28 protein-coding genes are annotated in these 26,558 nt (G+C 64.8%); 16 read left to right on the top strand and 12 right to left on the bottom strand.

Features of this window, described 5'->3' with window-relative positions:
• The first annotated feature begins 209 nt into the window (after positions 1-209).
• The gene (locus DT069_RS01080) at positions 210-1,823 is read left to right on the top strand and encodes a 5-guanidino-2-oxopentanoate decarboxylase (RefSeq protein WP_119458414.1); all 1,614 of its coding nucleotides are present in this window, start codon (positions 210-212) and stop codon (positions 1,821-1,823) included.
• A 22-nt stretch (positions 1,824-1,845) separates the two neighbouring features.
• Here the strand turns inward: DT069_RS01080 and DT069_RS01075 are convergent, their stop codons facing one another.
• Complete coding sequence (locus DT069_RS01075; RefSeq protein WP_119458413.1) at positions 1,846-2,610, bottom strand: sulfite exporter TauE/SafE family protein; 765 nt, start codon at positions 2,608-2,610, stop codon at positions 1,846-1,848.
• A gap of 39 nt (positions 2,611-2,649) precedes the next feature.
• Between DT069_RS01075 and DT069_RS01070 the strand changes: the two genes are divergently transcribed.
• Positions 2,650-3,609 (top strand): hypothetical protein, encoded by a 960-nt coding sequence (locus DT069_RS01070; protein WP_162912901.1) that lies wholly within the window; start codon positions 2,650-2,652, stop codon positions 3,607-3,609.
• A gap of 193 nt (positions 3,610-3,802) precedes the next feature.
• On the opposite strand, the gene DT069_RS01065 is transcribed toward DT069_RS01070, so the two are convergent.
• Entirely contained in the window at positions 3,803-4,297 is a 495-nt protein-coding gene (locus DT069_RS01065) for a GFA family protein (RefSeq protein ID WP_119458860.1), read from the bottom strand.
• A 149-nt stretch (positions 4,298-4,446) separates the two neighbouring features.
• Here DT069_RS01065 and DT069_RS01060 point away from each other — a divergent pair, with 149 nt between their 5' ends.
• From DT069_RS01060 to DT069_RS01050, 3 genes are all read left to right on the top strand, one after another.
• On the top strand, positions 4,447-4,977 hold the full coding sequence (locus DT069_RS01060; RefSeq protein WP_119458411.1) for a ribosome modulation factor: 531 nt from the start codon (positions 4,447-4,449) through the stop codon (positions 4,975-4,977).
• An 80-nt stretch (positions 4,978-5,057) separates the two neighbouring features.
• Positions 5,058-5,585 (top strand): hypothetical protein, encoded by a 528-nt coding sequence (locus tag DT069_RS01055; RefSeq protein WP_119458410.1) that lies wholly within the window; start codon positions 5,058-5,060, stop codon positions 5,583-5,585.
• 3 nt (positions 5,586-5,588) lie between these two features.
• The gene (locus DT069_RS01050; RefSeq protein WP_119458409.1) at positions 5,589-5,858 is read left to right on the top strand and encodes a hypothetical protein; all 270 of its coding nucleotides are present in this window, start codon (positions 5,589-5,591) and stop codon (positions 5,856-5,858) included.
• Between the two features lie 19 nt (positions 5,859-5,877).
• Here DT069_RS01050 and DT069_RS01045 read toward each other — a convergent pair whose 3' ends face one another.
• From DT069_RS01045 to DT069_RS01035, 3 genes are all read right to left on the bottom strand, one after another.
• A complete protein-coding gene (locus DT069_RS01045) occupies positions 5,878-7,197 on the bottom strand; it encodes an NAD(P)/FAD-dependent oxidoreductase (RefSeq protein ID WP_425449913.1) in 1,320 nt (439 codons plus the stop codon).
• Positions 7,198-7,238: 41 nt separating this feature from the next.
• On the bottom strand, positions 7,239-8,072 hold the full coding sequence (locus DT069_RS01040) for an aldo/keto reductase (protein ID WP_119458407.1): 834 nt from the start codon (positions 8,070-8,072) through the stop codon (positions 7,239-7,241).
• 77 nt (positions 8,073-8,149) lie between these two features.
• Positions 8,150-8,341, bottom strand: coding sequence for a hypothetical protein (locus tag DT069_RS01035; RefSeq protein WP_119458406.1), 192 nt, complete (start codon positions 8,339-8,341; stop codon positions 8,150-8,152).
• 461 nt (positions 8,342-8,802) lie between these two features.
• Here DT069_RS01035 and DT069_RS01030 point away from each other — a divergent pair, with 461 nt between their 5' ends.
• Positions 8,803-9,264 carry a response regulator gene (locus DT069_RS01030; RefSeq protein WP_162912900.1) on the top strand — a complete coding sequence of 154 codons (462 nt, stop codon included), beginning with the start codon at positions 8,803-8,805 and terminating at the stop codon, positions 9,262-9,264.
• 448 nt (positions 9,265-9,712) lie between these two features.
• Positions 9,713-10,300 carry a hypothetical protein gene (locus DT069_RS01025; protein ID WP_119458404.1) on the top strand — a complete coding sequence of 196 codons (588 nt, stop codon included), beginning with the start codon at positions 9,713-9,715 and terminating at the stop codon, positions 10,298-10,300.
• On the opposite strand, the gene otsB is transcribed toward DT069_RS01025, so the two are convergent.
• Complete coding sequence (otsB, locus tag DT069_RS01020) at positions 10,295-11,107, bottom strand: trehalose-phosphatase (RefSeq protein ID WP_162912899.1); 813 nt, start codon at positions 11,105-11,107, stop codon at positions 10,295-10,297. The genes DT069_RS01025 and otsB overlap by 6 nt on opposite strands.
• Positions 11,108-12,145: 1,038 nt before the next feature.
• Here otsB and DT069_RS01015 point away from each other — a divergent pair.
• From DT069_RS01015 to DT069_RS00990, 6 genes are all read left to right on the top strand, one after another.
• On the top strand, positions 12,146-12,352 hold the full coding sequence (locus DT069_RS01015) for a cold-shock protein (RefSeq protein ID WP_119458402.1): 207 nt from the start codon (positions 12,146-12,148) through the stop codon (positions 12,350-12,352).
• A gap of 66 nt (positions 12,353-12,418) precedes the next feature.
• A complete protein-coding gene (gene infA, locus DT069_RS01010; protein ID WP_119458401.1) occupies positions 12,419-12,694 on the top strand; it encodes a translation initiation factor IF-1 in 276 nt (91 codons plus the stop codon).
• A gap of 35 nt (positions 12,695-12,729) precedes the next feature.
• Positions 12,730-13,257 (top strand): methylated-DNA--[protein]-cysteine S-methyltransferase, encoded by a 528-nt coding sequence (gene ogt, locus DT069_RS01005; protein WP_425449912.1) that lies wholly within the window; start codon positions 12,730-12,732, stop codon positions 13,255-13,257.
• A gap of 24 nt (positions 13,258-13,281) precedes the next feature.
• A complete protein-coding gene (locus DT069_RS01000; protein WP_119458400.1) occupies positions 13,282-13,734 on the top strand; it encodes a YaiI/YqxD family protein in 453 nt (150 codons plus the stop codon).
• Between the two features lie 16 nt (positions 13,735-13,750).
• Positions 13,751-14,305, top strand: a complete 555-nt coding sequence (locus DT069_RS00995) for an AAA family ATPase (RefSeq protein ID WP_119458399.1) — start codon at positions 13,751-13,753, stop codon at positions 14,303-14,305.
• Positions 14,306-14,372: 67 nt separating this feature from the next.
• Entirely contained in the window at positions 14,373-14,798 is a 426-nt protein-coding gene (locus DT069_RS00990; protein WP_119458398.1) for an anthrone oxygenase family protein, read from the top strand.
• A gap of 16 nt (positions 14,799-14,814) precedes the next feature.
• Here DT069_RS00990 and DT069_RS00985 read toward each other — a convergent pair whose 3' ends face one another.
• The gene (locus tag DT069_RS00985; RefSeq protein ID WP_119458397.1) at positions 14,815-16,332 is read right to left on the bottom strand and encodes an ATP-binding protein; all 1,518 of its coding nucleotides are present in this window, start codon (positions 16,330-16,332) and stop codon (positions 14,815-14,817) included.
• A gap of 153 nt (positions 16,333-16,485) precedes the next feature.
• Positions 16,486-16,908 carry an alternative ribosome rescue aminoacyl-tRNA hydrolase ArfB gene (gene arfB, locus DT069_RS00980; protein ID WP_119458396.1) on the bottom strand — a complete coding sequence of 141 codons (423 nt, stop codon included), beginning with the start codon at positions 16,906-16,908 and terminating at the stop codon, positions 16,486-16,488.
• Between the two features lie 145 nt (positions 16,909-17,053).
• On the opposite strand from arfB, the gene DT069_RS00975 reads away from it, so the two are divergent.
• Complete coding sequence (locus DT069_RS00975; protein ID WP_119458395.1) at positions 17,054-18,676, top strand: EAL domain-containing protein; 1,623 nt, start codon at positions 17,054-17,056, stop codon at positions 18,674-18,676.
• 39 nt (positions 18,677-18,715) lie between these two features.
• Here DT069_RS00975 and DT069_RS00970 read toward each other — a convergent pair whose 3' ends face one another.
• Together DT069_RS00970 and DT069_RS00965 are read right to left on the bottom strand one after the other, a co-directional pair.
• A complete protein-coding gene (locus DT069_RS00970) occupies positions 18,716-19,339 on the bottom strand; it encodes a YcbK family protein (protein ID WP_162912898.1) in 624 nt (207 codons plus the stop codon).
• 535 nt (positions 19,340-19,874) lie between these two features.
• Positions 19,875-20,804 carry a dienelactone hydrolase family protein gene (locus DT069_RS00965; protein WP_425449970.1) on the bottom strand — a complete coding sequence of 310 codons (930 nt, stop codon included), beginning with the start codon at positions 20,802-20,804 and terminating at the stop codon, positions 19,875-19,877.
• 154 nt (positions 20,805-20,958) lie between these two features.
• On the opposite strand from DT069_RS00965, the gene DT069_RS00960 reads away from it, so the two are divergent.
• Both DT069_RS00960 and DT069_RS00955 read left to right on the top strand, forming a co-directional pair.
• A complete protein-coding gene (locus DT069_RS00960) occupies positions 20,959-22,035 on the top strand; it encodes an efflux RND transporter periplasmic adaptor subunit (RefSeq protein ID WP_119458392.1) in 1,077 nt (358 codons plus the stop codon).
• A gap of 18 nt (positions 22,036-22,053) precedes the next feature.
• Complete coding sequence (locus tag DT069_RS00955; RefSeq protein ID WP_119458391.1) at positions 22,054-25,170, top strand: efflux RND transporter permease subunit; 3,117 nt, start codon at positions 22,054-22,056, stop codon at positions 25,168-25,170.
• Positions 25,171-25,175: 5 nt separating this feature from the next.
• Here DT069_RS00955 and DT069_RS00950 read toward each other — a convergent pair whose 3' ends face one another.
• Positions 25,176-25,388, bottom strand: a complete 213-nt coding sequence (locus DT069_RS00950) for a hypothetical protein (protein ID WP_119458390.1) — start codon at positions 25,386-25,388, stop codon at positions 25,176-25,178.
• Entirely contained in the window at positions 25,385-26,557 is a 1,173-nt protein-coding gene (locus DT069_RS00945) for a PepSY-associated TM helix domain-containing protein (RefSeq protein ID WP_119458389.1), read from the bottom strand. Before DT069_RS00945 ends, DT069_RS00950 begins: the two co-directional genes overlap by 4 nt.
• Between the last annotated feature and the right edge of the window lies 1 nt (position 26,558).

The raw sequence follows: 26,558 nt of genomic DNA, 5'->3' as shown, positions 1-26,558 counted from the left end.
GCGCGCCCGAACCTAACAGCCGCAGCGACATTGGGAAGCTGTGTATAACGGGGATAACGGAGATAACTCATCTTTATGCGGGACGGGAATTTCAGTTGCGCACCGACGGTGGCCACCGCTAACTGGAGGACCGTGCCACCGAGAGGCCCCGCCATACGCCGGAGCGACGATCGAGGCACCCCGAACGCGTGACATGGTGAGGCAAGCCGATGAACAACAATCAGACCTGCGGCCAGGCCGCGATCGCCCTGCTCGAAACCTATGGCGTCGATACCGTCTTCGGTATACCCGGCGTCCATACGCTGGACTTCTACCGGGGGCTCGCCGACAGCGCGATTCGGCACGTTGCGGTCCGTCACGAACAGGGCGCCGGCTTCATGGCCGACGGCTATGCACGCGCCTCGGGGCGGCCCGGCGTCAGCATCCTGATCACCGGTCCCGGTGTCGCCAACGCGGCGACGGCGATCGGCCAAGCCTATTCCGATTCGGTGCCGCTGCTGATCCTGTCGAGCGTCAACGCGCGGGTCGACCTCGGCAAGGGTCGCGGCCGGCTGCATGAGATGACTTCGCAGCAGGCGATGATGGCGCCCCTCACCGCCTTCAGCCGGACCATTCTCGATCCCGCGGACCTTCCGACGGCAATGGCCGATGCCTTCACCGTGTTCGAGGCCAAGCGGCCGCGTCCGGTTCATATTGAAATCCCGTTGGACGTGCTTGCCGGCCCGGCCGCCGGCGCCGCACCGCGACCGCCGGCCGGGCAGCGGCCCGCGCTCGAAGCCGACGCCCTCGACGCCGCCGCCGCACTCATCCAGAGCAGCGACCGGACGGTCATCATCGCCGGCGGCGGCACTATCGAGGCCGGCGGGCCATTGCGGGCCCTCGCCGAACGCCTCAGCGCGCCCGTCGTCCTGACCACGGCGGCCAAGGGCGTCCTGCCGGACGGCCATCCGCTCTGCCTGGGCGCGACCTTATCGCTGTCGGCGACCCAGGATTTCCTGCGGTCGGCGGATCTCCTCATCGCCGTGGGAACGGAACTGGCCGAAACCGATTCCTGGGCCGACCGGCTGCCGCTCGGCGGACGGCTGCTGCGCATCGACATCGACCCAGCGACCCTGACCCGCGATTACGCGCCCGACGCCGCAATCCTCGGCGACGCCGGCGATACGCTCACCGCCCTGATGGAGCGTACCGGGGCGGAGCGCGCCGGAACGCCGGAAGGCCGGATCCCGGCTGAGGAGCTGACGCGAATCCGGACGCTGAACCGCGAGTCGCTCAAGCCGCTCCAGCGGAAACATGCCGCCGTGCTCGACGTGCTGCGCGCCGCCCTGCCGGAGGACGGCATGGTTGCCACGGACATGACGCAAATCGCCTATACCGGCAACACCTACTTCCCCTGCAGTAGGCCGCGGTCCTGGTTCCATCCGCTGGGCTTCGGCACGCTCGGCTATGCGCTCCCCGCCGCGATCGGCGCGAAGCTCGCGATGCCGTCGCGGGCCACCGTCGCGCTGGCCGGCGACGCCGGCCTGCTGTTCACGGTCCAGGAGCTCGCCACCGCCGCCGAGCTCGGCCTGCCGGTTGTCGTGCTGCTCTGGAACAATGACGGTCTCGGCCAGATCGCCGGGGACATGGTCGAGCTGGGGATTCCCGAGATCGGCGTGAAGCCGCGCAATCCCGACTATCTCGCACTCGCCAAGGCGTTCGGCTGCGACGCGGTCCGACCCGACAGCCTGAAGGATCTCGAGGCCAGATTACGAGCGGCGTTCACGGCCGACCGGCCGACGCTGATCGAGGTCCGGCAGGACGCCCCGTTCCTTAGAGACTGATCCAACTTGTTCGGATCGCACTCTAGCTGAGCGCCCACAGTTCCGGGAGCGCGTGGATGATCATATGGGCGCTGAGCAGGATGATCCCGCCTGCGACGGCGATCATCAGGAGACGCCCGGGGACCCGCTTGCTCAGATAGGCGCCGAGCGGCGCGGCCAGCACGCCGCCCAGCACCAGGCCGATGATGGTCTCGACATGCACGAGGCCGATCGTGGCGAAGAAGACGGCCGAAATCGCAACGGCGACAAAGAACTCGGCCAGGTTGACGGAGCCTATGGCGAAGCGGGGCGTCATGCCGCCGGCAACGAGGGTCGAGGTTACGATCGGTCCCCACCCGCCTCCGCCAACGGCATCGAGAAACCCGCCGACCAGCCCCAGGCCGGTAAACCGACGGGGATGCGACCGTTTCTCCGCCTTGCGCTGCTTCCAGGCGCCGCGGAGGATCAGGACGCCTACCAGCAACAGATAGACGGCGACGAACGGCCGGATGGCCTCCCCGGGAACCCAGGAGAGAAGCAGCGCCCCGACGATTCCACCGATTACGCCCGGCACCACGAGGCGCCGGATCAGCACGCCATCGACATTCCGAAAGGCGAGATGCGACAGGCCGGAGGCACCGCCGATGGCGATCTTGGCGGCATGAACGCTGGCGCTGGCGGCCGCCGGCGAGATTCCGAAGCTCAGCAGAAGCGCATTCGTAATCACGCCGAAGGCCATACCCAAGGCGCCGTCGACGAGTTGCGCCATGAAGCCGATACCGGCAAACAGAAGGATGTCGGAACCCATGGCAGACCATGTCAGGAGAAGAAGGCCGGGAGGATCATCTTGCGGCCCCCCAAGGCTCCGGGAACCAAAATCCGGGGCCACGTTATTGGTTCCCGGAAAGTCTTGTCAAATTCCTGGCAGTCAAAGATCATGGGAAACGGGATGTCGCGTCGGCGAACCGGTACCCCGCACCCTCGGAGACCAGCCGAAGAGAGCCACCTCCCTGTCATGATGCCGCACCATAGCCGCCCCTCCCCGAATCCCGAGCTGCAAGAGCTTCGTCACCGGTATAACAGGCTGTGCGCGCGATTCGTCGGCGTCTCGAATGCCGATCCGCTCGCTGCCTCCGATACGGTGCAGGAGCTGCAAAGCCTGAGCGATCGCATCGTCGCAATAGAGATGCAGGATGAGAGAAAGGCGCGGGAGCCGCAACAGGTCAGGTCGGTTGGCAGGTTGCTTGGACAGAGGCCTTTGGACAAGGCTGCGAATGAGGCCGCCAACGGAAAGGCCTGCGCGCCCGGGCCTGCCATGCGGGCGCTGGCGGCAAGGCCGGCACCGGAACTTTCGCTGGTGGATATCGCCGCCTTTGCCCGCCTGATCGGCGAAGATCCGGATTCACCGCGCCCCGATCCGGATCGCCACCAGGACCGGGCGGTAGGGCACGCGCCCCGTATCGCGGAACGGCCTGCACCTCGACAGCATGCCGAAGCGGCGTCGGAGAATGCCACAGAGGCGGTGGAGGAACAGCCAACGGTCGATTTCGACCGCATCTACCGCGCCATCCAGGCGCAGGAGGCGCAGATCGCCGCCGTACTCCGCCGCTGTGAGGAGCATCAACAGCAGCTCGAAACCATGGAGCGCCGTCTGGCCGAGCACTATCCCGCGAAGCTTCTAGCCTCCCAACTCGAGGCTCTCAGCGCCAGCCTGGACCATCAGCGGCAGCGCGTGACATCTCTCGCGATCGCGATTCAGCGGCTGCTGCATTGGCTGGCCACCGAACGCAGGCTCCGGCAAAAATAAAAGGGCCGCGCGGGAGAGTGCGCGGCCCAAGGTGATCGGAGGCAGTCAACGCATTGAGAATCGCCGATACCGGTAAATTTTTCCTTAAGACGCCGCCGAAATCGCCCCGGGGCACCATTGACCGGATCGCCGGTGTCGTCGGGCTAGAGTACGATCCGATCAGGTTGATCCAACCTGATCGGTAAATCAGCCTCTAAGAATCCTGGTAAAGGCCGTGGCGCTGGTGCCAGTCGAAGATCGACTCCTCGGGATAGCGGGCGAAACGGACCTCTTTCTTGCCGCGCGGCACCGTGACCCACGACGCGGCGAAATCCAGCATGATATGGACGCGTTCCGGCGGTTTCGGCAGCGGCGTGTTGATCGCCGAGGCGAAGGGATAGATATTCTCGCTCCACCGCGGATCATGCAGCCATAGCGCGCTGCCGCAGGTTCGGCAGAAATGCCGTTGTGCCGGGCTCAGCCCCGCCCCGCCTTCTTCCGTTTCTGCGAGCGGCGCCTGCCAGACCGTGATGTTCGGCTCGCCGCGAACCTTCAGCGTCGCGGCTTCCCCCATGATGTTAATGGCGTAGCCACCGCCGCCGGCCGTCTTGCGGCAGATCGCGCAATAGCACCGCATGTAGGGGCAAGGCGTGCGCGACTCGACGCTGAAGCCGACGGCGCCGCAACGACAGGATCCTTCGAGCAGCATGACCATTCCTCCAGAAACGGAACGACAGTGCCTCCGTGCGCCGTTTCAGCTCTCGAATCAAGAGCCTCCTTCGGGCCAACCGCCGCGGCCTCGCCTTCGTAGCTGCCTCTACCTAGATTCGCCTATGTCGGAACAGTAATAGAATCGCGATGGATTTCTACGAGCAAACGCTTCTCAGCTACCCCGATCTGATGTTGACGGTCCTCAAGGTTGCGGCACGCGGCGAAACCAGCCTGCAGGACTGCGGCAATGCGCTGCGACAAACATTCGAACAGGCGAAGGAGCAGCCGCCAGAGGATTTCGACGAAGTGCTTCAGCATCTCGACCATGCCAAGCGCAACCTGATGCGGGCCCGGCTCCTGGCACCGGTCGACGAGGGCCGATTCCGCATCACCGAACGCGGCCGCCAGATTCTGGACGAATATCCCAAGGGCGTCGACGACACCGTTCTGATGCAGTTCCCGGAATTCCGAAGCTTCGTCCGGCGATCGACGGAGCCGGTGATGCCCGCATCCACGGGGCCCCACGCATACGAGCGGGGCTATCTTGCCTTCCGCACTGGGAAGGAGCCCGCCGACAATCCGCACGCCTTCGATACAGCTGCCCATCTCGACTGGGAGAACGGCTGGTTCGAGGCGCGGGACGACGAACTGGAACAGCTCCGCCGACAGCGGCGTTGACTCGGTCTGCTGCTCCAATCGGCGGCACGTCGCCACAGCCGGGCGGCAATATCACAGCTTGTGCCGAAGGTGTGACTTCCATGACGTCACCGATCAATGCGCGCCACGACCTCTTCCAGCGCCTTTACTTCGACGAGCGCACGCAGCGCGATTTGATTCGCGGCAGCATCGGCACCCCGGTCGCGGCGATCTCCTTTTCCGTCTTCGCCTTCGGCACCTTGGTGACCGAGTTCGACATGACCCAGTGGCGCCAGCCGGCCTCGATTTTTATAATAGCGCTGGCCTGCGGCAGCATCGCCGCAATGTTCGCCGCGATCTACCACGTCGTCATGGTCGAGTGGCTGTTCGTCTATTACGAGCCCCCCGACCTCCATGAGCTGCTCGCAGCCGAGGAGCGAATCCGGGCGGAGCGGCCCGACCAGGTGGAGACGCAACTCACCGAGCTGATGACCGCCAGCTACTTCATCGGCTATCAGCAATATCTCTGCGGCAACACGGTCAGCGCCCGTAATCGAACCTGGGCGCTGCGCCTCGTCATGGCGTCGCTTCTGCAGCAGGCCGTCTGCTTTCTACTGCTGCCGATCCATCTCGCCGGTTCAGGAGGTTAGATCATGCGCTGGTTTGAGAGACTCTTCACGCGTAGGCGCGACCTGCCCTGCTTCAACAGCGTGCCCCAGCATGTTTTTCCGCGCCTGATGCCGGTTCTTCGCCACCTCTCCGACGATGAGAAAGCCATCCAGGTGCGAATGGACCTCGTAGTCCCGCCCCGTCTGCCGATCGTCGATGAGGAGCTGGCCGTGATCGTCGGGCCGGGACGGCGGAACGCGATCCAGCGCGATACCAATGCACCCGATCAAATTCCCGGCTCCCTCAGCAATTAGAGCACGATCGGGTCGGGCTCTAAAGACGATCCCGCAGGCTGTAATAGAGCATGCCGATGACCGCCGCCGGGCGCCGCAGCCGCGCGCCGCCCGGAAAGTCGCGGTGGCCAATGCGCGCGAAGACGTCGAACCGCTCCGCCGTTCCAGCGACCGCCTCCGCGATCAGCTTCCCGGCGAGCGAGGTCAGGGCCACGCCTTGGCCGGAATAGCCCTGCGCGAAAAACAGATTGCCGCCGAGTCGGCCAAAATGCGGCAGGCGGTTCAGCGTGATCGCGAGCTGTCCGCCCCAGGCATAATCGATGCGGACATCGACGAGTTGCGGAAACGTGCGCAGCATGTAGGAGCGCACGAACTGCTTGAGCTGCCGCGGCTCCTGCGCGGAATAGGTCTCGCCGCCGCCGAACAGCAGCCGCCGGTCGCCGGACAGCCGGTAATAGTTGACCACGAACTTGGTGTCGCAGACCGCGATGTCATCGCGGATCAGCTTGCGCGCCCGCTCCTCCCCCAAGGGCTCGGTCGCCAGCATGTAATTGCCGATCGGCATGATCTTCGACGCCAGGCGCGGCTCGAGCCGGCCGAGATAACCGTTGCAGCCGAGCACGACGAAGCGGGCCCGCACGGTGCCGCCGGCGGTGCGGACCGTGGCCCGGTCGCTCGCCGCCCCCCCCGGCTCGATCGCCGTCGCGGCCGTGCCCTCGAACAGGCGGGCGCCAGCCGCCGTCGCGGCATTCGCCAAGCCAAGAGCGTAGTTCAGCGGATGCAGGTGGCCCGCACCGGCGTCGAAAACGCCGCCGTGATAGCGGCCGGTATCGACCATTGCGGCCGCCTCGTCGCGCGAGACCAGGCGCACATCCTTGTATCCGAGCACCTCCTGGAGGCAGGCGGTATCCTCCGCCATCCGCTTCACATGCTGCGGCCTCACCGCCGCCAGCAGGTTGCCGGACTTGTAGTCGCAGGCGATGGCGTGGCGAAGTATGCGCTCGCGCACCGTCTCTTTCGCCTCCTCGGCCAGCGCCCAGAGCCGGCGAGCCTCGTCCCGGCCGAAGCGGGCCACGAGATCGGTCGGATTCATCCGCAGGCCGCTGTTCAACTGCCCGCCATTGCGCCCCGAGGCGCCCCAGCCGAGACGGTTCGCCTCCAACAGCACGACGGAATAGGACCGCTCGGCAAGATGCAGCGCTGCCGACAAGCCGGTGAAGCCGCCGCCGACGACACACACGTCGCACGCGATATCGCCGGCCAGCGGCGGATGGTCGGCCATTCCGCCCGCGGTCGCGGCATAATAGGAGTCGGGATGAGAAAGCGGCTGCATCGGCGCGCAGACTACGCCGGCCCTCATGGTTCGACAAGCTCACCATGAGGCCGAAGAACCGATCGCCGTTAAAGTACGGCCAGATCGCTCGGCCCACGCGGCGGCGGAAAGGCGCGGTCGAGCTCGGCCATATCTTCGTCCGTGAGTCGCAGGTCGAGCGCCGCGCGGTTCTCACGCAGATGCGCCTCGCTGCCGGTCTTGGGAATGGTCATGACGCCGTCCTGATGCAGGATCCAGGCGAGCGCGATCTGCGCCGGCGACGCATCGTGACGCCGCGCGACGCTCTTCAGGCCGGCTTCATCCAGCATGTCGCCCTGCTCGAACGGCGAATACGCCATCACCGGAATCGCATTTGCGCGGCACCAGGGCAGCAGACTCCATTCGGTCCCGCGGCGCGTGAGATTATAGAGAACCTGGTTCGTCACGGCGCCGCGTCCATGATCGAGTGCCCAGAGCTCCTCCAGATCGGTGAGATCGAAGTTGCTGACGCCGAAATGCCGGATCTTCCCCGCCCGGACGAGGTCCTGAAAGGCGTCGATCGTCTCGGCCAAGGGAATCATGCCCCGCCAATGCAGTAGATAGAGATCGAGCCGATCGGTGCGGAGCCGCCGCAGGCTGGCTTCGCAAGCGGCGACGGTTCCGCGGCGCGTGGCGTTCTCGGGCAACACCTTGCTCACCAGGAACACCTCGTCGCGGCGGCCGGCGATCGCCTCGGCGACAACGGTTTCCGACGCGCCGTCGCCATACATCTCGGCCGTGTCGATCAGCGTCATGCCGAGGTCGAGACCGAGACGCAAAGTCGCGATCTCCTCCCTGCGATGCATCGGATCGTCGCCGATGTGCCAAGTTCCCTGGCCGAGCACCGGTATCGATTCGCCGGTCGAAAGGGGGATTGTTCTCATGCCACGCTCCGCCTTCGACGGACCGAGCCTCTATCGATCCGGTCGCGGGACGGCGGATGGTCAGCGATCTGCGCCGGCTACTCCGGCTCGCCTTGCGGCACCGGCATCTCGGCGGTCGGGTCCTGCTCTACCAGGGTCGCGACATGCTCGTAGGTGCGCGCGTTCTGTTCCATCTGTTCGCGGATCTGCTCGTTCTGGTCGCCAACGGTGCGGAAGAAGCCCGCTGCGCCGCGAAGAAGCTTCGCTGCCAGCTGCGCGTTGGTTGCCATGACCGTTTCTCCTGTTCTCCCAAAAGACGTGACCGTAACACAGCCGTTCTTTGAGCGTCACGGCCAAAAGCCCATTCCCTAAAGATAGGACTCAGGCGGCGGAATGGTGCGACGATATGCAAAAAAAGCGATTCGCTTCAGTGAACGTCTGCGCTCCTCAGACGTTCACGCTCAAAGGTGTATTGTCCAGAGGCGCGTTGTCCGAGTCGCAGGAGGCGGGGTAACGTGCCAGACCATAGGCGCGGGAACGTGTTTTCATGTTGTCTGATACGCGGATCGAACGAAATGCTCGAGGATTCGAGCTGGCGAGGCCATCAGAGACACTATCGGAACCCCCATCGGAAGCCGTCGGCGGCGGATCGCAAGCCGGCGGCAATTTTCGGCCGGATGCAGATGGCGCCCCCATGGTAGCGAATCACACATCGAACGATCCGAAGCGAGAACAGCGAGGGGCCGGCATTTTGATCGTCGAGGACGAGGCGTTGAATGCGCTCTATATCGCTTCCGTGCTCGAGGTCTGCGGTTACGACATCATCGGCGTCGCAGCAACGGCGGCCGGCGCCCTCGAAGCGGCGGCTGATCGAGTGCCCGAGCTCGTCCTGATGGATATTACCTTGCGCGGCGACGTCGATGGCATTGCCGCTGCACGCTCCTTGCAGGAGCGGCTGGACGTTCCGATCCTGTTCGTCACCGCCCACGCCGACGCGCCCACATTGGAGCGTGCGCGAGCGACGAACCCGGTCGGCTATCTCATCAAGCCGTTTACGTCGCGACAGCTCGAGGAGGCCGTGGAGGACGCCCTCGCGAACGCACCGGCGCGGAAGGCCGGCAGTCGAAAATTGTCAGACGATTCCCGCCAACGACAGAATGATGATGACGACTACGATAACGCCGATGATCCAGAAGATGTTTCGAGGCATTAGCTGCTCCCAAGGCGGCTTTCACGAGGATGCGATATGGCGATCGAGCCGATAGGACGATCGGGATTGAGCACTTCGTTCGAACAGTTGGCAACGAGGGCGAATCGTCGCCGGCCCGGCATCTGACATCTGGTATCCGACAACTATGTCGTGCAGGCTGGATGGCAATCACGGTTCTCTCGGCCTGCGCTTGCATGCGTCCGTCGGCTTTACCCCGGCAGCCATCCGGCGTGACCTTCGACCAATCATGCACAAATATTCGGGCACTCCATGACAAGGACTTCGGTCAGGTCAGCGCAGGCCCAACAAGGACAGGATGGCGATAATGACGACAATAACGCCGATGATCCAAAAAATACTATTCATGTTGCATCCTTCCTCGACCTCGACATCCCGTAACACGCCCAGCGTTTCTAACGATTCCTCCGCACGAAAGGTTCCCGTCGCGCGCTTGGACCGAACTCAATGGGCGCGAATTCATGGCAAGCGGAGCGACGCGGCGCGCGCCTACTTGGCGCGACTGCGCGACCTCGGCGGGCGCTGGTGGCTCGTGAGGCGCGCCGCCTCGCCCGTATCGGCACGGCGCTTCGCTCGAAGCGCGCCGCCCTCGATCGGGCTCTGCTCGGATCGGGCGACGTTGCGCGCCCTGGCGTTGACCTATCAGCGGGAACGCCTTGGCGGCGCATCCGATGCAACCGCGCGCGCCGCCGCGGCCGCTACCTTCCTCAGCCGTCACCCCACCGCTTCGGAAGCGATGGCGGCGGAAGCGGTGGCATTGATGCTCGCCGCGGCATCCGCGCCCGACCCGAACCGCGCGACCTTACGCGCGGTCGCGCTCGCCTATCGTGAGGCGCGGCATAGCGGCGCGACCGCCGCCGCAGCCTACGAGGCGGCGGTTGATGCCTATCTGGGTCGGCATCCGAACACGCCGCCGCTGGCGGCCTATGGCACGGTAGCGCGTATGATCGCGGTCGCTGTCGAGCGATCACCTCAATGGTTCTGGCGCGGCATGAGCGCACCGCGCGGCAATGACCTATAGAGCGCCTTCGTGCTCGGCAACCAGCGCGTTGAGAAAGACCCTCACCTCCTCGATGCCGTCCAACGCATACTGCGCCGCGGTGGTTCGTTCTTCGTCGCGGACAATGATTCCGATTCCGCGCCCTTCCAGCGCATGGAAGGCGTTCTCATCGGTCATGTCGTCGCCGATATAGAGCGGCGCCACGTCCGGGCCATCGAGCCCGAGCGCGGAAAGCAGCCAGAGCACGGCCTTGCCCTTGTGCCAGTCGATGGCCGGCTGGAGGTCATAGACCTTCTTGCCGGCGGCGCTGCGCAGCTTGGAATGCGCCGCGACGGCTTCACCGACAATCTTCCGGACCTCGCCGACCTCGCCTGGGTCAACTTGGCGATAATGCACGGCGACCGAGAAGCGTTTCCGTTCGACCCGCGCGCCCTTCACCGCGGCAAGCCGCGCCTGCAGCACCTGTTCCGTCTCATCAAGTTCCGGCAGGAATTCGACGCCCTGCTCGTACTGCAGCGCCTGCCCTTCAGGTCCCGCGATCTCGAAACCGTGGCTGCCGGCATAGACGATGTTTCGAAGCCCGACCAGTTCACGGACCGTGCGCAGATCGCGTCCGCTGACCACCGCGACTCTGTAATGATCGGCGACACGCGCAATCGCCTCCCGCATGTCCGGCGAAAGCACGGCACGGTCCGGGTTCTCTACGATCGGAGTCAGGGTACCGTCATAGTCGAGGAACAGCGCAATGGTCCGTCCGCGAAGCCGTTGGAAAATCTCCGCGCGGCGGTGAAGCGCGGAAGGCAGCATATTGGTCCTCTGCTCTGTCACGGCAAATTCCCCTATCAATGACGGCGTGTAGCGACGGCAGGCGACGCCCCGCCGCGCCGTCCCGCAGCCAGACCCGTCGGTTCCAACGCACCGGGCAGTGACTCGGTTGAAGAGAAGTTAGGTGACCGCCGTCCGTTCACAATCCATTGCGTCGGCGCATGCGGTTGCAACATCAGAAATGGGAAACGGAACCATCTGACAATATTCCCCGGGCCATGAGTTCCCGAGCCAGGAGTCCCCCAGCAGTTCATTCCGCTGCGACAGGGAATTTACAGCCCTTTGCGCCGGCCCATCCGGCGGCGGAGAATCGAAAAGGATACGGCTGCAAGACTATCAACAAATTCTGTGGATAACTCTGTGGAGCGCCGTTTCTGATGTAGGCACTCAGCCATATTTGTTAACTGCCTATATTTTAGGCATCCTTTAGAGCGCTGTTGTAGTAAGAGCTTACGCGAGGCGCGCCGCCTAATTAATGGAATTTTAGTGATTATTAAAATTTTTCGATAGTGGTGGACAACCGCTGATACGGAGTTCCACTTATGTCGTTTACCTTATGCGATGTCTGCGCTCGATGCCAGCATGAAAGGCGCTTCAGATCGCCCCTCAGCCGGGCTCCCTATGCCATTGATGCCAAGCAAGACATGGCGAGCAAAGCAAGGAAAGCGCCTCGAACTCCGCCCACATCAACTGCACCCCCGGTCTGCCCGCTCGCGCAGCGGACCCGCATCTTGCTGTCACTGAAGGACGCCGCATGAAGCGAGCGCGATCAACGAGCATCCCGAGGCGGCTTTTCCCGCACCGCCCGCCTTCCCGACCGACCCGTTCCACGAGGCCGTTTGCAAGGCGATAGTTGCGCTGTTCTCGATGAATGCTATTGTAAAATCAGCCCAACGAGTCTATCTACGGGCGGTCAACTCGCTTTGGGTCGGCCCCGTTCGTCTGGTTCTCTTCTAAGCGCCAACCCGGTCCCATCCATTTCGACACCTGACCCGCCCTGCGAGCCCGCGGGGCGGATGTATTGTATATTGGAGGGACGACATGTCCATTGGCACAGTGAAGTGGTTCAACAGCACGAAGGGGTACGGCTTCATCCAGCCCGAGGATGGCTCGAAGGACGTCTTCGTTCACATCTCGGCGGTTGAGCGGTCCGGCATCGGCAATCTCGCCGAAGGCCAGAAGGTCAGCTTCGATATCGAGCGCGGTCGCGAAGGCAAGTCCTCGGCGGTCAATCTGCAGGCCGTCTGATATCGAGACGGGGCAGCTTCGGCTGCCCCTCTTTTTTCAGGTTTCCCAATTTTTGGAGGTGTTGCATTGGCGAAAGAGGAATTGATCGCGTTCGAGGGCGTTATCCTGGAGCTCCTGCCTGACGCCCGCTTCCGGGTTCAGCTCGACAACGGCCATGAAGCGCTGGCCTATATGTCGGGAAAGATGAAGAAGCACCGCATTCGCGTCCTGGTCGGTGATCGGATCACCGTCGAGATGACGCCTTACGACCTGACAAAGGGTCGTCTCACCTTCCGCCACAAGGATGAGCGGCCGACCGCCGCCCCCACTCGGCGAAGGACCTACATGAAGAGAGGCCGCTGAACGCGGCACCGATCCGGCCTCCGGCGTCGAGAATCGTGGATCTGTTTATCGACCGCATACCCTCCCCGATCGGGACCATCCTGCTGGTCTCTGACGGCGAAGCGCTTCGGGCCCTCGATTTCGAGGAGTATGAGCCGCGCATGCGCCTGCTCCTTCGGCGTCAGTACGGCGACTATCACCTGATGCCCGCGACGAATCCCGGCGGCCTCAACAATCGGATCATGGATTATCTTGCCGGCCGTTTCGACGCGCTCGACGCCGTTCCGGTCCGGACCGGCGGGACGCCGTTCCAGCGCGAGGTGTGGGCGGCCCTGCGCGCGATCCCGATCGGGTCGACGACAACCTATGGACGCTTGGCGGCGATGCTTGGAAAGCCGGCGGCCAGCCGTGCGGTCGGCCTCGCGAACGGCTCAAATCCCGTCAGCATCGTCGTGCCCTGCCACCGCGTAATCGGCGCCGACGGGACTCTGACGGGCTATGGCGGCGGCCTTGCGCGGAAACGTTGGCTCCTCGAGCATGAAGGCGTCCGGCTGCCAGGGTTCGGAGCGAAGAGAACTGCCTGAGAGATCTGCCTGAGAGATCTGAGAGTGTCGGAAATCTACATCGACGGCGACGCCTGTCCGGTCAAGGATGAGGTGCTTCGGGTGGCGGAACGCCACGCGCTCATCGTCCACCTGGTCAGCAACCGCTGGCTCCGTGTGACCGAAAGCCCGCTGGTCCGTCGGGTCGTGGTGCCGGAAGGCCTCGACGCCGCGGATGACTGGATCGCCGAACATATCGGGGACAACGACATCGTCGTCACCGCTGATATCCCGCTAGCAGCCCGGTGCCTGAAGAAGGGCGCTCGCGCGCTCGGCCCGACGGGCAAGCCCTTCACCGAGAACAGCATCGGCATGGCTGTCGCGATGCGCGACCTGATGGCGCAGCTGCGCGACAGCGGAGAGATAAAAGGCGGCGGGCCGGCCTTTTCCAAACAGGACCGCTCCCGCTTTCTTGAAGCATTGGAGCAGATGATCCAGTCCATCCGCCGCGGGCGGTGATAGGGAGCTTTGCCCTATGATCGACGACCCGCAGCGCTTCGTCGTCATCACCGGCGGCCCCGGTTCCGGTAAGAGCAGCTTGATTGACGCTCTGGAACGGGAAGGCTTCGCCCGATCCGTTGAAGCGGGCCGGGCCATAATTCAGGATCAGCTCGCGATTGGGGGAAACGCCTTGCCCTGGTCGGACCCACAAGCCTTTGCGGAGCTGATGCTATGCTGGGACTTGCGGTCCTACCACATCGCCTGTGAGCGGCACGGCCCCGTCTTCTTCGATCGGGGTATCCCGGACATTGTCGGCTATCTGCGCCTCATGCAGTTGCCTGTGCCCGCCTATATGGACAGAGCTTCAAGGATGTTCCGGTACAATCGCCGCGTCTATATCGCTCCGCCCTGGCCCGAGATATTCGAGCAGGACGCCGAGCGAAAGCAGACGCTGGAGGAGGCCGAGCAAACCTATCAGGCAATGGTCGAAACCTATTCGGGCTATGGCTATGAGCTTGTTGCCCTGCCGCTTGCGCCGGTCGCAGAGCGCGTCGGGTTCATCCTCGATCGGCTCGGCAGCCGTGATTGAGTTTTGACGCGCGTTCCCTTTTCCGGCAGTGCCGCTTTCGTCAGCCATACAAAATCAGGAGGTCGGTATGTGGTTTGAAGGCCTTGCCACGCTGGCGACGGCGCTGTTCACCGGAGCGGCCATCTACGTCTCTCTCGTCGAGCACCCTGCCCGCCTCTCCTGCGGCTCCGCGGTCGCGCTCACCCAATGGCGACCAAGCTACAAGCGCGGCACCGCGATGCAAGCGCCCTTAGCCGTCGCCGGCGCCGTCCTCGGCATTGCGGCTTGGCTTACGGGCTCAAGCGCTGTCTGGCTCATTGCCGCTCTCGTCATCGGAGCGGTCGTCCCTTTCACGCTGCTCGTGATCTTCCCGACGAATCACCGGCTGGAGGACGAAGGCTTGGATGGAACGAGCGACCTGGCCCTGGGGCTCCTCAGCAAGTGGGGGGCGCTACATGCGGTTCGCGCCCTTCTGGGCTTGCTCGCCCTGGTTATGATGATATTCGCCCGCTAGTCCTCCCGCTTCTTGCTCAGTCTCCCGCCATCAGCTGCTGCGGTGCCTCGGTGGCAAGAGGGTCGCCGGGCGCCGTTTCGCAGTCCAGGCCGGGCAGCGCGATGACGCGATTGCCGTCGCGTTCGACGCGGGAGACGACGAAGCCGCGCTGCTCCATATAGGCCAGGAGACGTCGCGCCCGCCCCGGTGAATGGCTGCCGCAAGCCCGCGCGACCTCGCCGTCCGAGGGGCATGGTGCCTGCGTAACCGCGGCGCGGGCCAGCAGCAGGAACACGCCCCGGATGTCCTCCGGCAATTCCGCCGCCGCGGAAACCGCCCTCTCCCACTCCGGGCTGTCAGCCGTGGCGGCGTCGACGCCCGCACGGGCCATCACCAGCTTCCGCCGGAAAGCGGGCAGATCGAGCGCCTCGGCGCCGATCTTGTGCATCCGGCAGTGGACCAGGAAGTCCTGATAGAGGACCGCGACGGAGCGGAATGCCGCCTCCGGGTCGGCGAGGATCCGGCGCAGGATCTCGTCGAACACCGGCCCAAGCTCGGCGGCCCGCTCTTCGGCCGCCGGACCGGTCTCCGCCGGCGCCGGCCGCGACTGGGCCAGCTGTTGAAGGATTGCATCCGCACTCGCCGACGGAGCCGGCCGTCGCACGGGCGGCCGCGGTATCTCGGGCTCGCCCGGCTTCAGGATCAGTTCGTGAACGTCCTCCGGCGTCTCCGGCAGCGGCGTCAGCTTCGGGCTGCCGCTCCGTCCGGAGGTCTGCACCTCGCCGATCCGGATCGGTAGAGGGCGCTTGGCGAGTGCCGGGCCGAGTGCCACGAAGTGGCCGCGCTCCAGGTCCCGGAACATCTCGGCCTGCCGGCGCTCCATGCCGAGCAGGTCGGCGGCGCGCGCCATGTCGATATCGAGGAAGGTGCGGCCCATCAGGAAATTCGACGCCTCGGCCGCGACGTTCTTGGCGAGCTTGGCGAGGCGCTGGGTCGCGATCACCCCGGCCAGCCCGCGCTTGCGGCCACGGCACATGAGGTCGGTCATGGCGCCGAGCGAGGCCTTGCGCGCATCGTCGGAGACTTCGCCGGCCGCGGACGGGGCGAAGAGCTGCGCCTCGTCGACGACCACAAGCATCGGGTACCAGAAATCACGATCGGCATCGAACAGCCCGGCGAGAAAGGCCGCGGCGTGGCGCATCTGCATCTCGACGTCGAGATCCTCCAGATTGAGAACGACGGAGACGCGGTGCTCACGAACCCGGCCGGCGATCCGATGCAGGGCGCCCTCCGTGTGGGCGGCAGCGTCGACGACCATATGGCTGAACGCGTCCGCCAGCGTCACGAAGTCGCCCTCGGGATCGATAATGACCTGCTGCACCCAAGGAGCGCTCTGCTCGAGCAGGCGGCGGAGCAGGTGCGACTTGCCGGACCCGGAATTCCCCTGCACCAGCAGGCGCGTCGCGAGCAACTCCTCAAGATCGAGCGTCGCCGGCGTCTCCGCGCCCAGTCCTCGAGGCGTCGACGCCGATCCCATGTCGATGCGGACTTTCATTCAATTCCCCCTACCATGCCCCACCTCGTCCCGAAGAGCGGTCGGCGGCACATCCCTATATCGCAAATCGACCCGCGGAAACGAGAGCCGATTTGGAGGGTGGAGATGTTGCCTGCTGGCGTCGGGGTCCGCCGGGGGCCCGTGGCCCTGCCCCTATTCCGGTGGCGGCCGTGCGCTCCGCAGTTTCTTCATGGCGGAGCGGCGCCCTTTTTCATCCAGGCGACGGCGGCGTGCGCCCGCTGTTGGTTTGGTGGCCCGTCTCGGCACCGGCGGGACAGCAGCGCGACGAATCAGATCCACCAGCCGCTCCAGCGCATCCACGCGGTTGCGCTCCTGGGTGCGATAGCGCTGGGCGGTGATGACGAGCACACCGTCCTGAGTCACTCGCCGGCCCGCGAGCCGCTCCAGCCGCGCCCGCACATCATCCGGAAGCGTCCGCGAGCGGCGGACGTCGAAGCGGAGCTGAACCGCCGTCGCCAGCTTGTTCACGTTTTGACCGCCAGGCCCAGAGGCGCGGACGAAACTCTCCGCGATCTCCCGCTCGTCGATGGCGATGCTGTCGGAAATTCGGATCATCGCGGGAACCTATCCATTTGCGGCCGCTGCGTCACCAATTCCGCGTTAAGCAGCCGGTAACCACATCGGTTCACTATAAGTCGTCGGGACAGGCGATTGGTATTGGCGCACAGCTCGGCGAACAAGTACCCACAGGAATTTTAGCTTGGCGAATCCTCTTGCCCAGGAAACGAGTCTTCGGAACGAGCGAGACCGCTTTGTCGCCTTCGCTTTCGCCGCGGCGGATCTTCTTCTGGAAATCGACGCAAAGCGCAGCATCCAGTTCGCCTCCGGCGCCGCCCGCCAGTTCACGGGTCGCGATGCGTCCGCTCTTGTTGGACAATCGCTGCTAAATCTGGTTGCACTGGATGACCGCCGCCTTGTCGCCGCGGCGCTCGATCGTGTCAAAAGCGGCATGCGCTTTCAGCCACTCCCGGTCCGGTTTGCCCAGGGCAAGCAATCGGTATGGCTTGCCGGCTTTCGGCTGCCCGACAGCGACGGATTGACGCATCTAGCGGTGACAGGCGGCAAGGTATCCTGGAACCAAGTGCCGGCGAGCAACCGCGACGAGGCTACGGGGCTGCTCGCCGAAGCCGATTTCCGGGATCGGGCCACGACTTGGTTGCAGGCGAACGGCGACGGCGGCGACCACGCTGAGTTGACGCTGCTCGAATTGTCCGGGGTCCCTGAGCTTCAGTCCTGTCTCGACGGCGATGCCGGGGCCAATCTAATGGCCGATATCGGCGCGGTCCTGCGGGCGGCATCGCTTGAGGGCGATGCGGCGGTGCGCCTGGGTCCGGACCGGTTCGGGTTGCTTCATGAGCCCTCGGTCGAGATCGCCGACGTCGAACGGCACATCGCCACTTTGGCAGGCGATGCAGACCCCCGGGGCCGCGGCGTGGCCGTTCACCGTCACAGCCTGCAACTGTCGACAGCCGATCTGACCGCGGCCGATGGCGCCCGGGCACTCGGCTATGTCCTGTCGAAATTCGCCACCGCCGGCGTGGAGGCGCTGTCAACACCGTCGCTGGTCGCGGGCATGACGGAGCTTCTCGCCGAAACCGCGTCACGCATCACCGCATTGCGCCAGACAGTCGCCACTCGAGACTTCCACATCGTGCTTCAGCCGATCGTCAACCTGCGAACCGGCGTGTTGCATCATTACGAAGCGCTGCTGCGAACAGTCAAAGGAGAATCGCCCGTTTCACTCCTTGGCTTTGCCGAAAGCGTGGATCTGAGCAGCGAGGTGGATCTTGCCGTCTGTGAACGGGTGGTCCGCCTCCTGCTCGACAACGCCCAGCGAAACCCACTACCCGAGGTTGCGGTGAACCTATCCGCCCGCTCACTGGGCAGCGACAGCTTCGTGGCGACGCTGCGAACGATGCTCAATCGGAACGACTCGATCCGCAAGAAGCTAATGTTCGAGATAACCGAAACCAGCCAGATCGACGATCTCGCACACGCCGAGACTGTACTGCAGCGGCTTCGGCGTGACGGCCATCGCGTCTGCCTCGACGATTTCGGCACCGGCGCGACCTCGTTTCCCTATCTCGAGGCACTCACCGTCGATTTCGTCAAGATCGACGGCGCCTATGTCCAGCGCATGCTCTCGGTCGATCGCGATCGCGCGATCATCAAGGCGACGGTCGGCCTGTGCCGCGATCTCGGCATCGAGACCGTCGCGGAGATGATCGAGACGAAAGAGCAGGCGGAGGCGCTGCGCGGCCTCGGCATCGATTACGGTCAAGGCTATCTGTTCGGTCGACCTAGCGCGCCGCGCCCGGCGTGACCGGACGCCGCCCTGACATCGATGTGATCGGGTCAGGCTCTATCCCTGCCAAAAGCGGATCGGCCCGGTGTCGAGGTGAAGGAATCCGTCCTGCGGATAGTAGCCGATTCCGCCGACCTGCCGTTCCGCCGCAAGATATCTCAATCCCTTGGTTGAAAATCCGGACATGCGCAGATCGACGGCCTTGCCCTGGATGTGGAAGCTGTTCTCCGCGGCATGGACCCCCATCTCGATCAGCTGATGATTGGTCTGCTCCGAGCGATAGCCGCTCAGGATCGTGAACGGCTCGTCTGATTCCGTGGCGCGGTGCATCGAGCAGATGAGGTCGAGGAGCGCGCAATCGATGTCCTTCGCCGCCTCGGCCCGAATGTCGCGCATGAACCAGTTGACGGCCCGGAGCACAATCGGGTCGTAATGGCCGTCACGCCAATAGACCAGGTCGAGATTTTCAAGCGTGCGCGGATTGTAGAGTACAAGTCGGCGCTCGGAGAGACCGAGCAGCGCCTCGATCGACGTCCCGGTCTCGCTCCCGGTCGCTGCCGATCCAGCATTCGGCAGGAGCGCGGTCGCAAGCACGGCGCAGGAACCGGCGAGGACGTGTCGTCGCCCGAAAGATGAGTTCGAGATCCGGGCGGAACGACCCGCCGCTCGTCTTTGCGCCATGCTGAACCTCTCTGTAGTGCTGGGATGCATCCATGCTAGAGTACGATCCGATCAGGTTGACCCGACCTGATCAGTGAATCGTCCTCTCATTCAAACAATTCGAGACTGATCCACCGATCGAATCGATGTGATCGGATCAGGCTCTAGGCCGAGATAAGCCATCGGTCCAACACGCGAAGCGGAACGGATGTTCCTTGGCGGAGGACCGGGCGGATATTTTTCTATGCCCCGACTCGCTGCGCAGAGCAAGGGGGTCTGGCTGCAAAAAGGCGCATATGCTGGTTCGATGCGAACGGATCAGGTTCTGGCGCGACGCTGCAATGGCTGTGCCGAGAAGGTCGTGGGTTTCCGCTTTCTCCTTACCGTCCCTCGTAGTATTGTTTGCCGAGCGTTCACGTCGTCCGGTCGAGCTCGCCTCCATCGCGAGCTGGGTGGTCGGCTACGTCGCGAGCGGGACCGCGCTCACGATGACGGCCGTGATTTTCGCCATGATCGCCTGTTCCGCGCTGGCCTGTTTCCACCTCGTCTCGCGCAATCACCCGAGCTGCTGATTGAGGAAGTCGATCGTTCGCTCCCAAGCGAGCGCCGCAGCCGCGGCGTCGTAGCGCTCGGCCGAGCTGTCGTTGTGGAAGGCGTGATTGACGCCTTCATACATGTGCAGCCTGTAGTCGGTCCCGGCCGCGTCCAGGGCCCCTTGAAATGCCGGCACACCCGCATTGATCCGCTCGTCCAGCCCGGCATAGTGCAGCAGCAGCGGTGCCTGGATCTTGGCGACCTCGGTCGAATCGGGTGCGCGGCCGTAGAACACGACGGCCGCACCCAGCCGGTCGCCCGCCGCCACCGCGAGCTGTCCGACGACGCCCCCGCCCCAGCAGAAGCCGACCGCGCCGACCCGTCCGTTCGCGTCCGGTCGCGCCTTCAGGGCGTCGATCGCGGCGGCCGCGTCGCGAACCGCCTGCGCCGCGTCGAGCTGGCCGATCATCTCCCGGGCCCTGTCCGGGTCCCCAGGCGTGCCGCTGAGGGGCGACAGCAGGTCGGGCGCGAGCGCCAGGAAGCCGGCCAGGGCCGCGCGCCGCGCCACATCCTCGATATGCTGGTTGAGTCCCCGGTTCTCGTGAATGACGATGACGGCCGGGAGCGGACCGGAGGCATCCGCCGGCCGGGCAACATAGGCACTCACCCCGCCCGTGGCCCCCGGATAGTCGAGCCTCTCAACCGCGAGACGAGGATCGTCCGGCTCGACGACCGCCGCTTTGGCATAATTCGGCTCCAGACGGGCAAGGATCGCCGCCGCCGCCGCAGTGCCGCCGGCGAGCTGGACGAGGCGCGCGAGGAACACCCGGCGCTTCAGCGGTGCGTGCGTGTATTCGTCATAGAGGTCGATGATCGCCTGGTCCATTTCCCGCCTCCTTTGTCGTACCGCGAAGGGGTTTCTTTGAAGGAACGTGTTTGAAACGCCTCGGATCTCCGGTAGCTTAAGACTTCTTAAAGCTTAATCTACCTGAAATAGGTGTCATGGCACGAACGGCGGATATGCGAAACGATCCCTGCCGTTGTTTCGGATTTTCGATAGGACGCGTGAGGCATCCGGCCCCTCTCGCCGAGACGGAGCCGGTTCCATGAGCCTCGTTCGGCAAATCGTCGCGATCCTGATTCTTGTGACAATTGCGGGCGCCGCCTGGTATCTGACGGCACAGACTGCGGGCTCTCCGATTGCGGAGAGTGATCGAGCCGATCCGACGGCCCTGGTCGAGATCGCCGAAGCCCGCACCGGCGTGATCACGCAGCACGTCGAGGCGGTCGGGACCCTCCGGGCAAAGCAGTCGATCGCGATCAAGGCGAACGCCTCGGGACAAATTGCCGATATCCGGTTCGAAGCCGGCGAGCAGGTCGAACAGGACGAGGTTCTCGTCACGCTCGACCGCGAGATCGAAGAGGCCAATGCCGCCGAGGCCCGCGCGATGCTGCGGGATGCCGAAGCCCAATATGAACGGGCCCGGCAGCTCCTCGCCAACAAGACGGTCGCCCAGGCTCAGGTCGATGCGCTGAACGCCGCCTTCGCGGCGGCACGGGCCCGACTCGCGGCTGCGGAGCGGCGATTGCGCGATCGCCAGATCCGCGCCCCGTTCGCCGGCGTGGTAGGACTCCGCGAGGTGGATCTCGGTGCACGGATCAACGAGGATACGGTCGTCACGACGCTGGACGACCTGTCGGCGGTCGAACTCGAGTTTTCCGTTCCGGGAATCTTCTACGGTCGGATCCAGCGGGGCCAGGCGGTCGCGGCCACGACCGCATCCTTTCCGGATCAGACCTTCGCGGGCCGGATCGCCAGCATCGACACGCGCATCGATCCGATCGCTCGCTCGTTCCGGGTCCGGGCCGAGCTGCCCAATCCCGACAATGCGCTGCCGGCCGGCCTTTTCATGGTCGTGCGCGTGACGCTGGGGTCTCGGCCCAACGCCGTGATTATTCCGGAGGAGGCAGTCGTGGCTGAAGGGCGGTCCACCTACGTGTTCCGGGTTCGCGACGGCACCGCGGAGCGGGTCGAGGTCGAGCTCGGCCACCGTCAGGTGGGAGAAGTCGAGGTCCTGAAGGGTCTTCGGGCCGGCGATTCCGTCGTCGTCGCCGGATTGCAGCGGCTGCGCGACGGCGCTCCGGTGCGCGTCCGGCAGTCCCGTACCGTGCCGACCAGCTGAGCCGTCAGGCTGGTTTCCGTGACCCTCTCCGACATCAGCATAAAGCGCCCCGTCTTCGCCACCGTGCTCAGCGCGCTGATCCTGGTGGTCGGCTTGGCGTCGCTGCTGCGCCTGCCCGTGCGCGAGCTACCCGACGTCGACTCCGCGAGGGTCACCGTCTCGGTGGGTTACGAGGGCGCCGCACCGGAGATCATCGACACCGAGATCGTTGAGCTCATCGAGGGCGCGGTGAGCGGTATCGAAGGGATCCGCACCATCACCTCGCGGAGCCGTTTGGGATCGGCACGAACGGTCATCGAGTTCGAGTCCTCGCGCAGCATCGACGAAGCCGCCAACGACGTCCGCGACTCGGTCGGGCGCGTGACGGAGGACCTGCCCGAGGACGCCGAAGAGCCGCGGATCGTCAAGGCCGACAGCGACGCCGACCCGGTCATGCGCGTCTCGATCACGAGCGATCGGTTGATCCCGGCCGAGATCTCGGACTACACCGACCGCTTCATCGTCGACAGGCTTTCGACGCTGGACGGGGTGGCGCAGGTCGAGATCTCCGGCGAGCGGCGTTTCGCGATTCGGATATGGCTGGACCGGCAGGCGCTCGCCGCACGAAACCTTGCCGTCGAGGATGTCGAGGCGGCGCTGCGCCGCAACAATGTCGAGCTCCCGGCCGGCGAGCTGAAGTCGGAGATGCGGCAATTCACCGTGCGTACCGACACCCGTCTGCGCCGCGTCGAAGACTTCCAGAACATTGTCGTCGATCGGGTGGCCGGCTACCCGATCCGCCTCGCCGAGGTGGCGCGCGTCGAGCTCGGCGTCGAGGACGACGATTCGATCGTCCGGGCCGACGGCCGGGCGGCGGTGGGTCTTCGCGTGATCCGCCAGGCCCAGGCGAACACGATCGCGGTTTCTCAGCAGGTCCGCGAGCAGATCGACCTGATCCGGCCGACGCTGCCGGACGGCATGACGATCACCGTCAGCTCGGACGATGCGATCTTCATCGAGCAGTCGATCTGGGAGGTGGTGAAGGCGCTTGGAATCTCTGTCGCCCTGGTCGTGCTCGTGATCTTCCTGTTTCTTTATTCGCCGAGCGCGACCCTCGTTCCGGCCGTGACGATTCCCGTGGCAGTCATCGGCACCTTTGCCCTGATCCACGCTTTCGGCTTCTCGATCAATGTGCTTACGCTCCTCGCGCTGCTGCTGGCGATCGGGCTGGTCGTGGACGATGCGATCGTGGTCCTGGAGAACGTCCAGCGCAGAGTCGAGACCGGCGAGAAGCCCCTGGTCGCGGCCTTCCTAGGTACGCGGCAGGTGACGTTCGCCGTCGTCGCGACCTCTCTGACCCTCATCGCCGTGTTCGTGCCGATCTCGTTCCTGCAAGGCAGTGTCGGTCGGCTTTTTACCGAATTCGGCTTCGTCCTGGCGTCGGCGGTGGCCATCTCCACGCTCGTCGCGCTGACGCTTTGCCCGATGCTATGTTCTAAGCTGCTCAGGAGCGCGGGGCGCCCGGGTCCGATCGCCGGTCCAATTACCCGGGGACTAGAGACAGGCCTGCGCACTCTCGGCAACGGCTATCGCAACCTTCTCGACCAGACCCTGCGGATGCCGCTGGTGGTCCTTTTCCTCGCCGTCGTTTTTTCCGCGGCCTCGGTCTGGTTTTATACGACCTTGCCCAAGGAGCTGACGCCGACGGAAGACCGCGGCGTCTTCTTCATCCCGATCACCGCGCCGCAAGGCGCCACCATAGCCTATACCGACGAGAGCGTTCGGGAGATCGAGGCGATGGCGATGGACCTGCGCGACAGCGGAGAGGCGCGGCGCGTCTTCGCCCTCGTCGGCCGCCGCGATCAGGCGAACGAAGCCTTCGTCGTGGTCGGCCTGACCGACTGGTCGACCCGCGAGCGCAGCCAGGAGGAGATCATCCGCGCGCTCGTTCCCGAGGTCACGGCGGTCCCGGGGGTCCGTGCCTTTCCGGTCAGCCCGTCCGGTCTCGGCCAGGGAGGCAGCAGCCAGCCTTTGCGCATCGTCATTGGTGGGCCGAACTACGAGAGCATCCAGACATGGGCCGATGCTATTGTTCGGCGCGCGCGGCAGAACCCGAAGCTGGAGAATATCGAAACGGACTTCGAAGCCACGCAGCCGCAGTTCAATGTGCTGATCGACCGCCGGAGAGCCGACGATCTCGGCGTCGAGATCGAGCAGATCGGGCGCACGCTGCAGACGATGCTCGCCTCGCGCGAGGTCACCGACTATATCGATCGCGGGCGCGAATATCCCGTCATCCTGCAGGCGCAGGAGGACGACCGCGGCACGCCGACGGACCTCGCCAACATCTTCATCCGGTCCGGATCGACCGGCCAGCTCGTGCCCCTCACGACCTTGGTGACGCTGGAGGAGGTCGCCTCGGCGCCCGAGTTGCGGCGCTATGATCGCCTACCCTCCATCACCATCTCGGCCGCGTTGGGTGAAGGATACGATCTGGGCTCGGCGATCGACTTCATGCGCGAGATCGCGGCCGAGGAGCTGCCGGTCGAGGCACGCCTCGGCTTCGCCGGGCAGTCGCGCCATTATCTGGAAACCTCCGGCGGCGTGCTGATGACCTTCGCGCTGGCGCTGGTGATCGTCTTCCTCGTGCTGGCCGCCCAGTTCGAGAGCTTCGTGCATCCGCTGATCATCATGCTCGGGGTGCCGCTGGCCCTGACAGGCGGGCTTGCGTCGCTGTGGCTCACTGGCAACTCGCTGAACGTCTACAGCCAGATCGGCGCCGTCCTGCTGATCGGCCTGGTCGCGAAGAACGGAATATTGATCGTCGAGTTCGCGAACCAGCTTCGCAGTCAAGGCCTGTCGATCAGGGAGGCGATTCTCGAAGGCTCCGCTCTGCGCTTCCGCCCCATCCTGATGACGGTGGTCTCGACGATCCTCGGCGCCCTGCCCCTGGTGCTGGCCACCGGCGCGGGCGCCGAGAGCCGGATGGCCATCGGCGTCGTGGTAATCGGCGGTCTCGGTTTCGCGTCGATCCTGACGCTGTTCGTGACGCCCGTGCTCTACCACCTCCTCGCCCACCTCACGCGGCCGGTCAACGCGATCGAGACTGAACTCACGGCGTCCTTGGCGGAACGGCAACGGCAGCCCGCCGAATAGCACTCTCAGGATCTTTCGTATCGCGCTCGTGCCGGCCGCGCGACATGCCGGACGATCGTTACGATCAATGCCCCGAGCGTGAGCCACGACAGCACATCCCAGACCCCGTCGCCGAGCAGGGCGGACAGGAGGCCAAGGGCGCTGAGTAGCGCCAGCAGGGTCGGGATGGCGAACACGCGGTAGGCATACGTCCCGCGCGCGGCGGCCGGCTTTCTCACGATGCCTCGCGAGAGACGGTCGCAAGCGGCTTGGCCTCCCCGCGCTCGATCTCAGCGATCCGCGTCTCGACCGATGTCTTCCGCCGCGCAACCCAGAGATAAAGGCCGCTGCCGAGCACGATGATGGTGACAATGTCGAGCAGCGCCCAAATGATCTTCATCGGCATGCCGCCGTAGTCGCCGAAATGCAGCGGCTGCGAGACCAGCAATGCGGTCACGTACCACGGCATGTCGCGCGCGTCGGTTAACTGCCCGGTCTGTGCGTCGACGAGCGCCGGCTTGAGCAGCCGCTCCGTCAACGGCGTCTCGCCACGCATGAAGACGGCATAGTGATGATTGCTCGCGAACAGCGAACCGGGGAAAGCGACGAAGGACGGCACCATGCCTGGTGCGGCGTCGCGCGCGGTGGCGATCGCGCGGTCTAGGGAGCCGAGCCCTTCCAGTGGCGGCGCGTCGCGATAGGGCTCGACCATGGCCGCAAGCTGGTCCGAGCGCCAGAGCTGGATGACGAGATCGGCCCAGGTGTTGATGACCCCCGTCCCGCCGACCACCAAGGCCCAGGTCAGCGTGACGATGCCGAGCAGATTGTGCAGGTCGAGCCACCGCACGCGCCGGGACCTGTCGCTGCGTACCGTTCCGAATTCGAGCCGGCGCATGAATGGCCCGTAGACGACCACGCCGGAGATGATCGCCACAACGAACAGCAACCCCATGAGCCCGAGGAACAATTTGCCGGCAAGCCCGGCGAACATATCGACATGCAGCCTGTAGAGGGTGAACATCAGGCTGCCCTGCAGCACTGGCTCGCCCAGCACCTCGGCAGTGCGCGCATCGACCACGAGCAGGCGGTTGTTCTCCGGCGATGCGGCCGGCGAAGCGGCCAAGCTGAGATAGACGATGTCCGGCTCGTCAGGGTCCCAGCTGACGAACTGCACGAACTCGTCCGGGTACAGGCGCTCCCCCGCTTCGATCACGTCGTCGACCGGCGCCATCGGCGTCCCTTCAGGCAGAGCCGGCGCCTCGACTGCATTGCCCAGTAGATGCTCGATCTCGTGATAGAAGATCAGCGGCAGGCCGGTCAGGCAGAGCATCAGCAGGAACGCCGTGCAGACCAGGCTCGTCCATTTGTGAATGCGATACCAGAACTTGATCGTTTTCGTTCGGAGCATG

The sequence above is a fragment of the Virgifigura deserti genome (assembly GCA_003576685.1).
In the GTDB taxonomy this organism is placed as follows: Bacteria; Pseudomonadota; Alphaproteobacteria; order Dongiales; family Dongiaceae; genus Virgifigura; species Virgifigura deserti.
This window is presented reverse-complemented; position numbering and strand designations above follow the sequence as displayed.

Bases quoted from the DNA above. Each gene is read 5' to 3' on its own strand.
- DT069_RS01055 (WP_119458410.1), top strand. From the start codon at position 5,058: ATGACGTCACCGATCAATGCGCGCCACGACCTCTTCCAGCGCCTTTAC.
- DT069_RS00970 (WP_162912898.1), bottom strand. From the start codon at position 19,339: ATGGCGCAAAGACGAGCGGCGGGTCGTTCCGCCCGGATCTCGAACTCA.
- DT069_RS00985 (WP_119458397.1), bottom strand. From the start codon at position 16,332: ATGAAAGTCCGCATCGACATGGGATCGGCGTCGACGCCTCGAGGACTG.
- DT069_RS01015 (WP_119458402.1), top strand. From the start codon at position 12,146: ATGTCCATTGGCACAGTGAAGTGGTTCAACAGCACGAAGGGGTACGGC.
- DT069_RS00945 (WP_119458389.1), bottom strand. From the start codon at position 26,557: ATGCTCCGAACGAAAACGATCAAGTTCTGGTATCGCATTCACAAATGG.
- DT069_RS01075 (WP_119458413.1), bottom strand. From the start codon at position 2,610: ATGGGTTCCGACATCCTTCTGTTTGCCGGTATCGGCTTCATGGCGCAA.
- DT069_RS01050 (WP_119458409.1), top strand. From the start codon at position 5,589: ATGCGCTGGTTTGAGAGACTCTTCACGCGTAGGCGCGACCTGCCCTGC.
- DT069_RS01060 (WP_119458411.1), top strand. From the start codon at position 4,447: ATGGATTTCTACGAGCAAACGCTTCTCAGCTACCCCGATCTGATGTTG.
- DT069_RS01080 (WP_119458414.1), top strand. From the start codon at position 210: ATGAACAACAATCAGACCTGCGGCCAGGCCGCGATCGCCCTGCTCGAA.
- DT069_RS00990 (WP_119458398.1), top strand. From the start codon at position 14,373: ATGTGGTTTGAAGGCCTTGCCACGCTGGCGACGGCGCTGTTCACCGGA.
- DT069_RS01045 (WP_425449913.1), bottom strand. From the start codon at position 7,197: ATGAGGGCCGGCGTAGTCTGCGCGCCGATGCAGCCGCTTTCTCATCCC.
- DT069_RS01065 (WP_119458860.1), bottom strand. From the start codon at position 4,297: ATGCTGCTCGAAGGATCCTGTCGTTGCGGCGCCGTCGGCTTCAGCGTC.
- DT069_RS00960 (WP_119458392.1), top strand. From the start codon at position 20,959: ATGAGCCTCGTTCGGCAAATCGTCGCGATCCTGATTCTTGTGACAATT.
- DT069_RS00995 (WP_119458399.1), top strand. From the start codon at position 13,751: ATGATCGACGACCCGCAGCGCTTCGTCGTCATCACCGGCGGCCCCGGT.
- arfB (WP_119458396.1), bottom strand. From the start codon at position 16,908: ATGATCCGAATTTCCGACAGCATCGCCATCGACGAGCGGGAGATCGCG.
- DT069_RS01035 (WP_119458406.1), bottom strand. From the start codon at position 8,341: ATGGCAACCAACGCGCAGCTGGCAGCGAAGCTTCTTCGCGGCGCAGCG.
- DT069_RS01040 (WP_119458407.1), bottom strand. From the start codon at position 8,072: ATGAGAACAATCCCCCTTTCGACCGGCGAATCGATACCGGTGCTCGGC.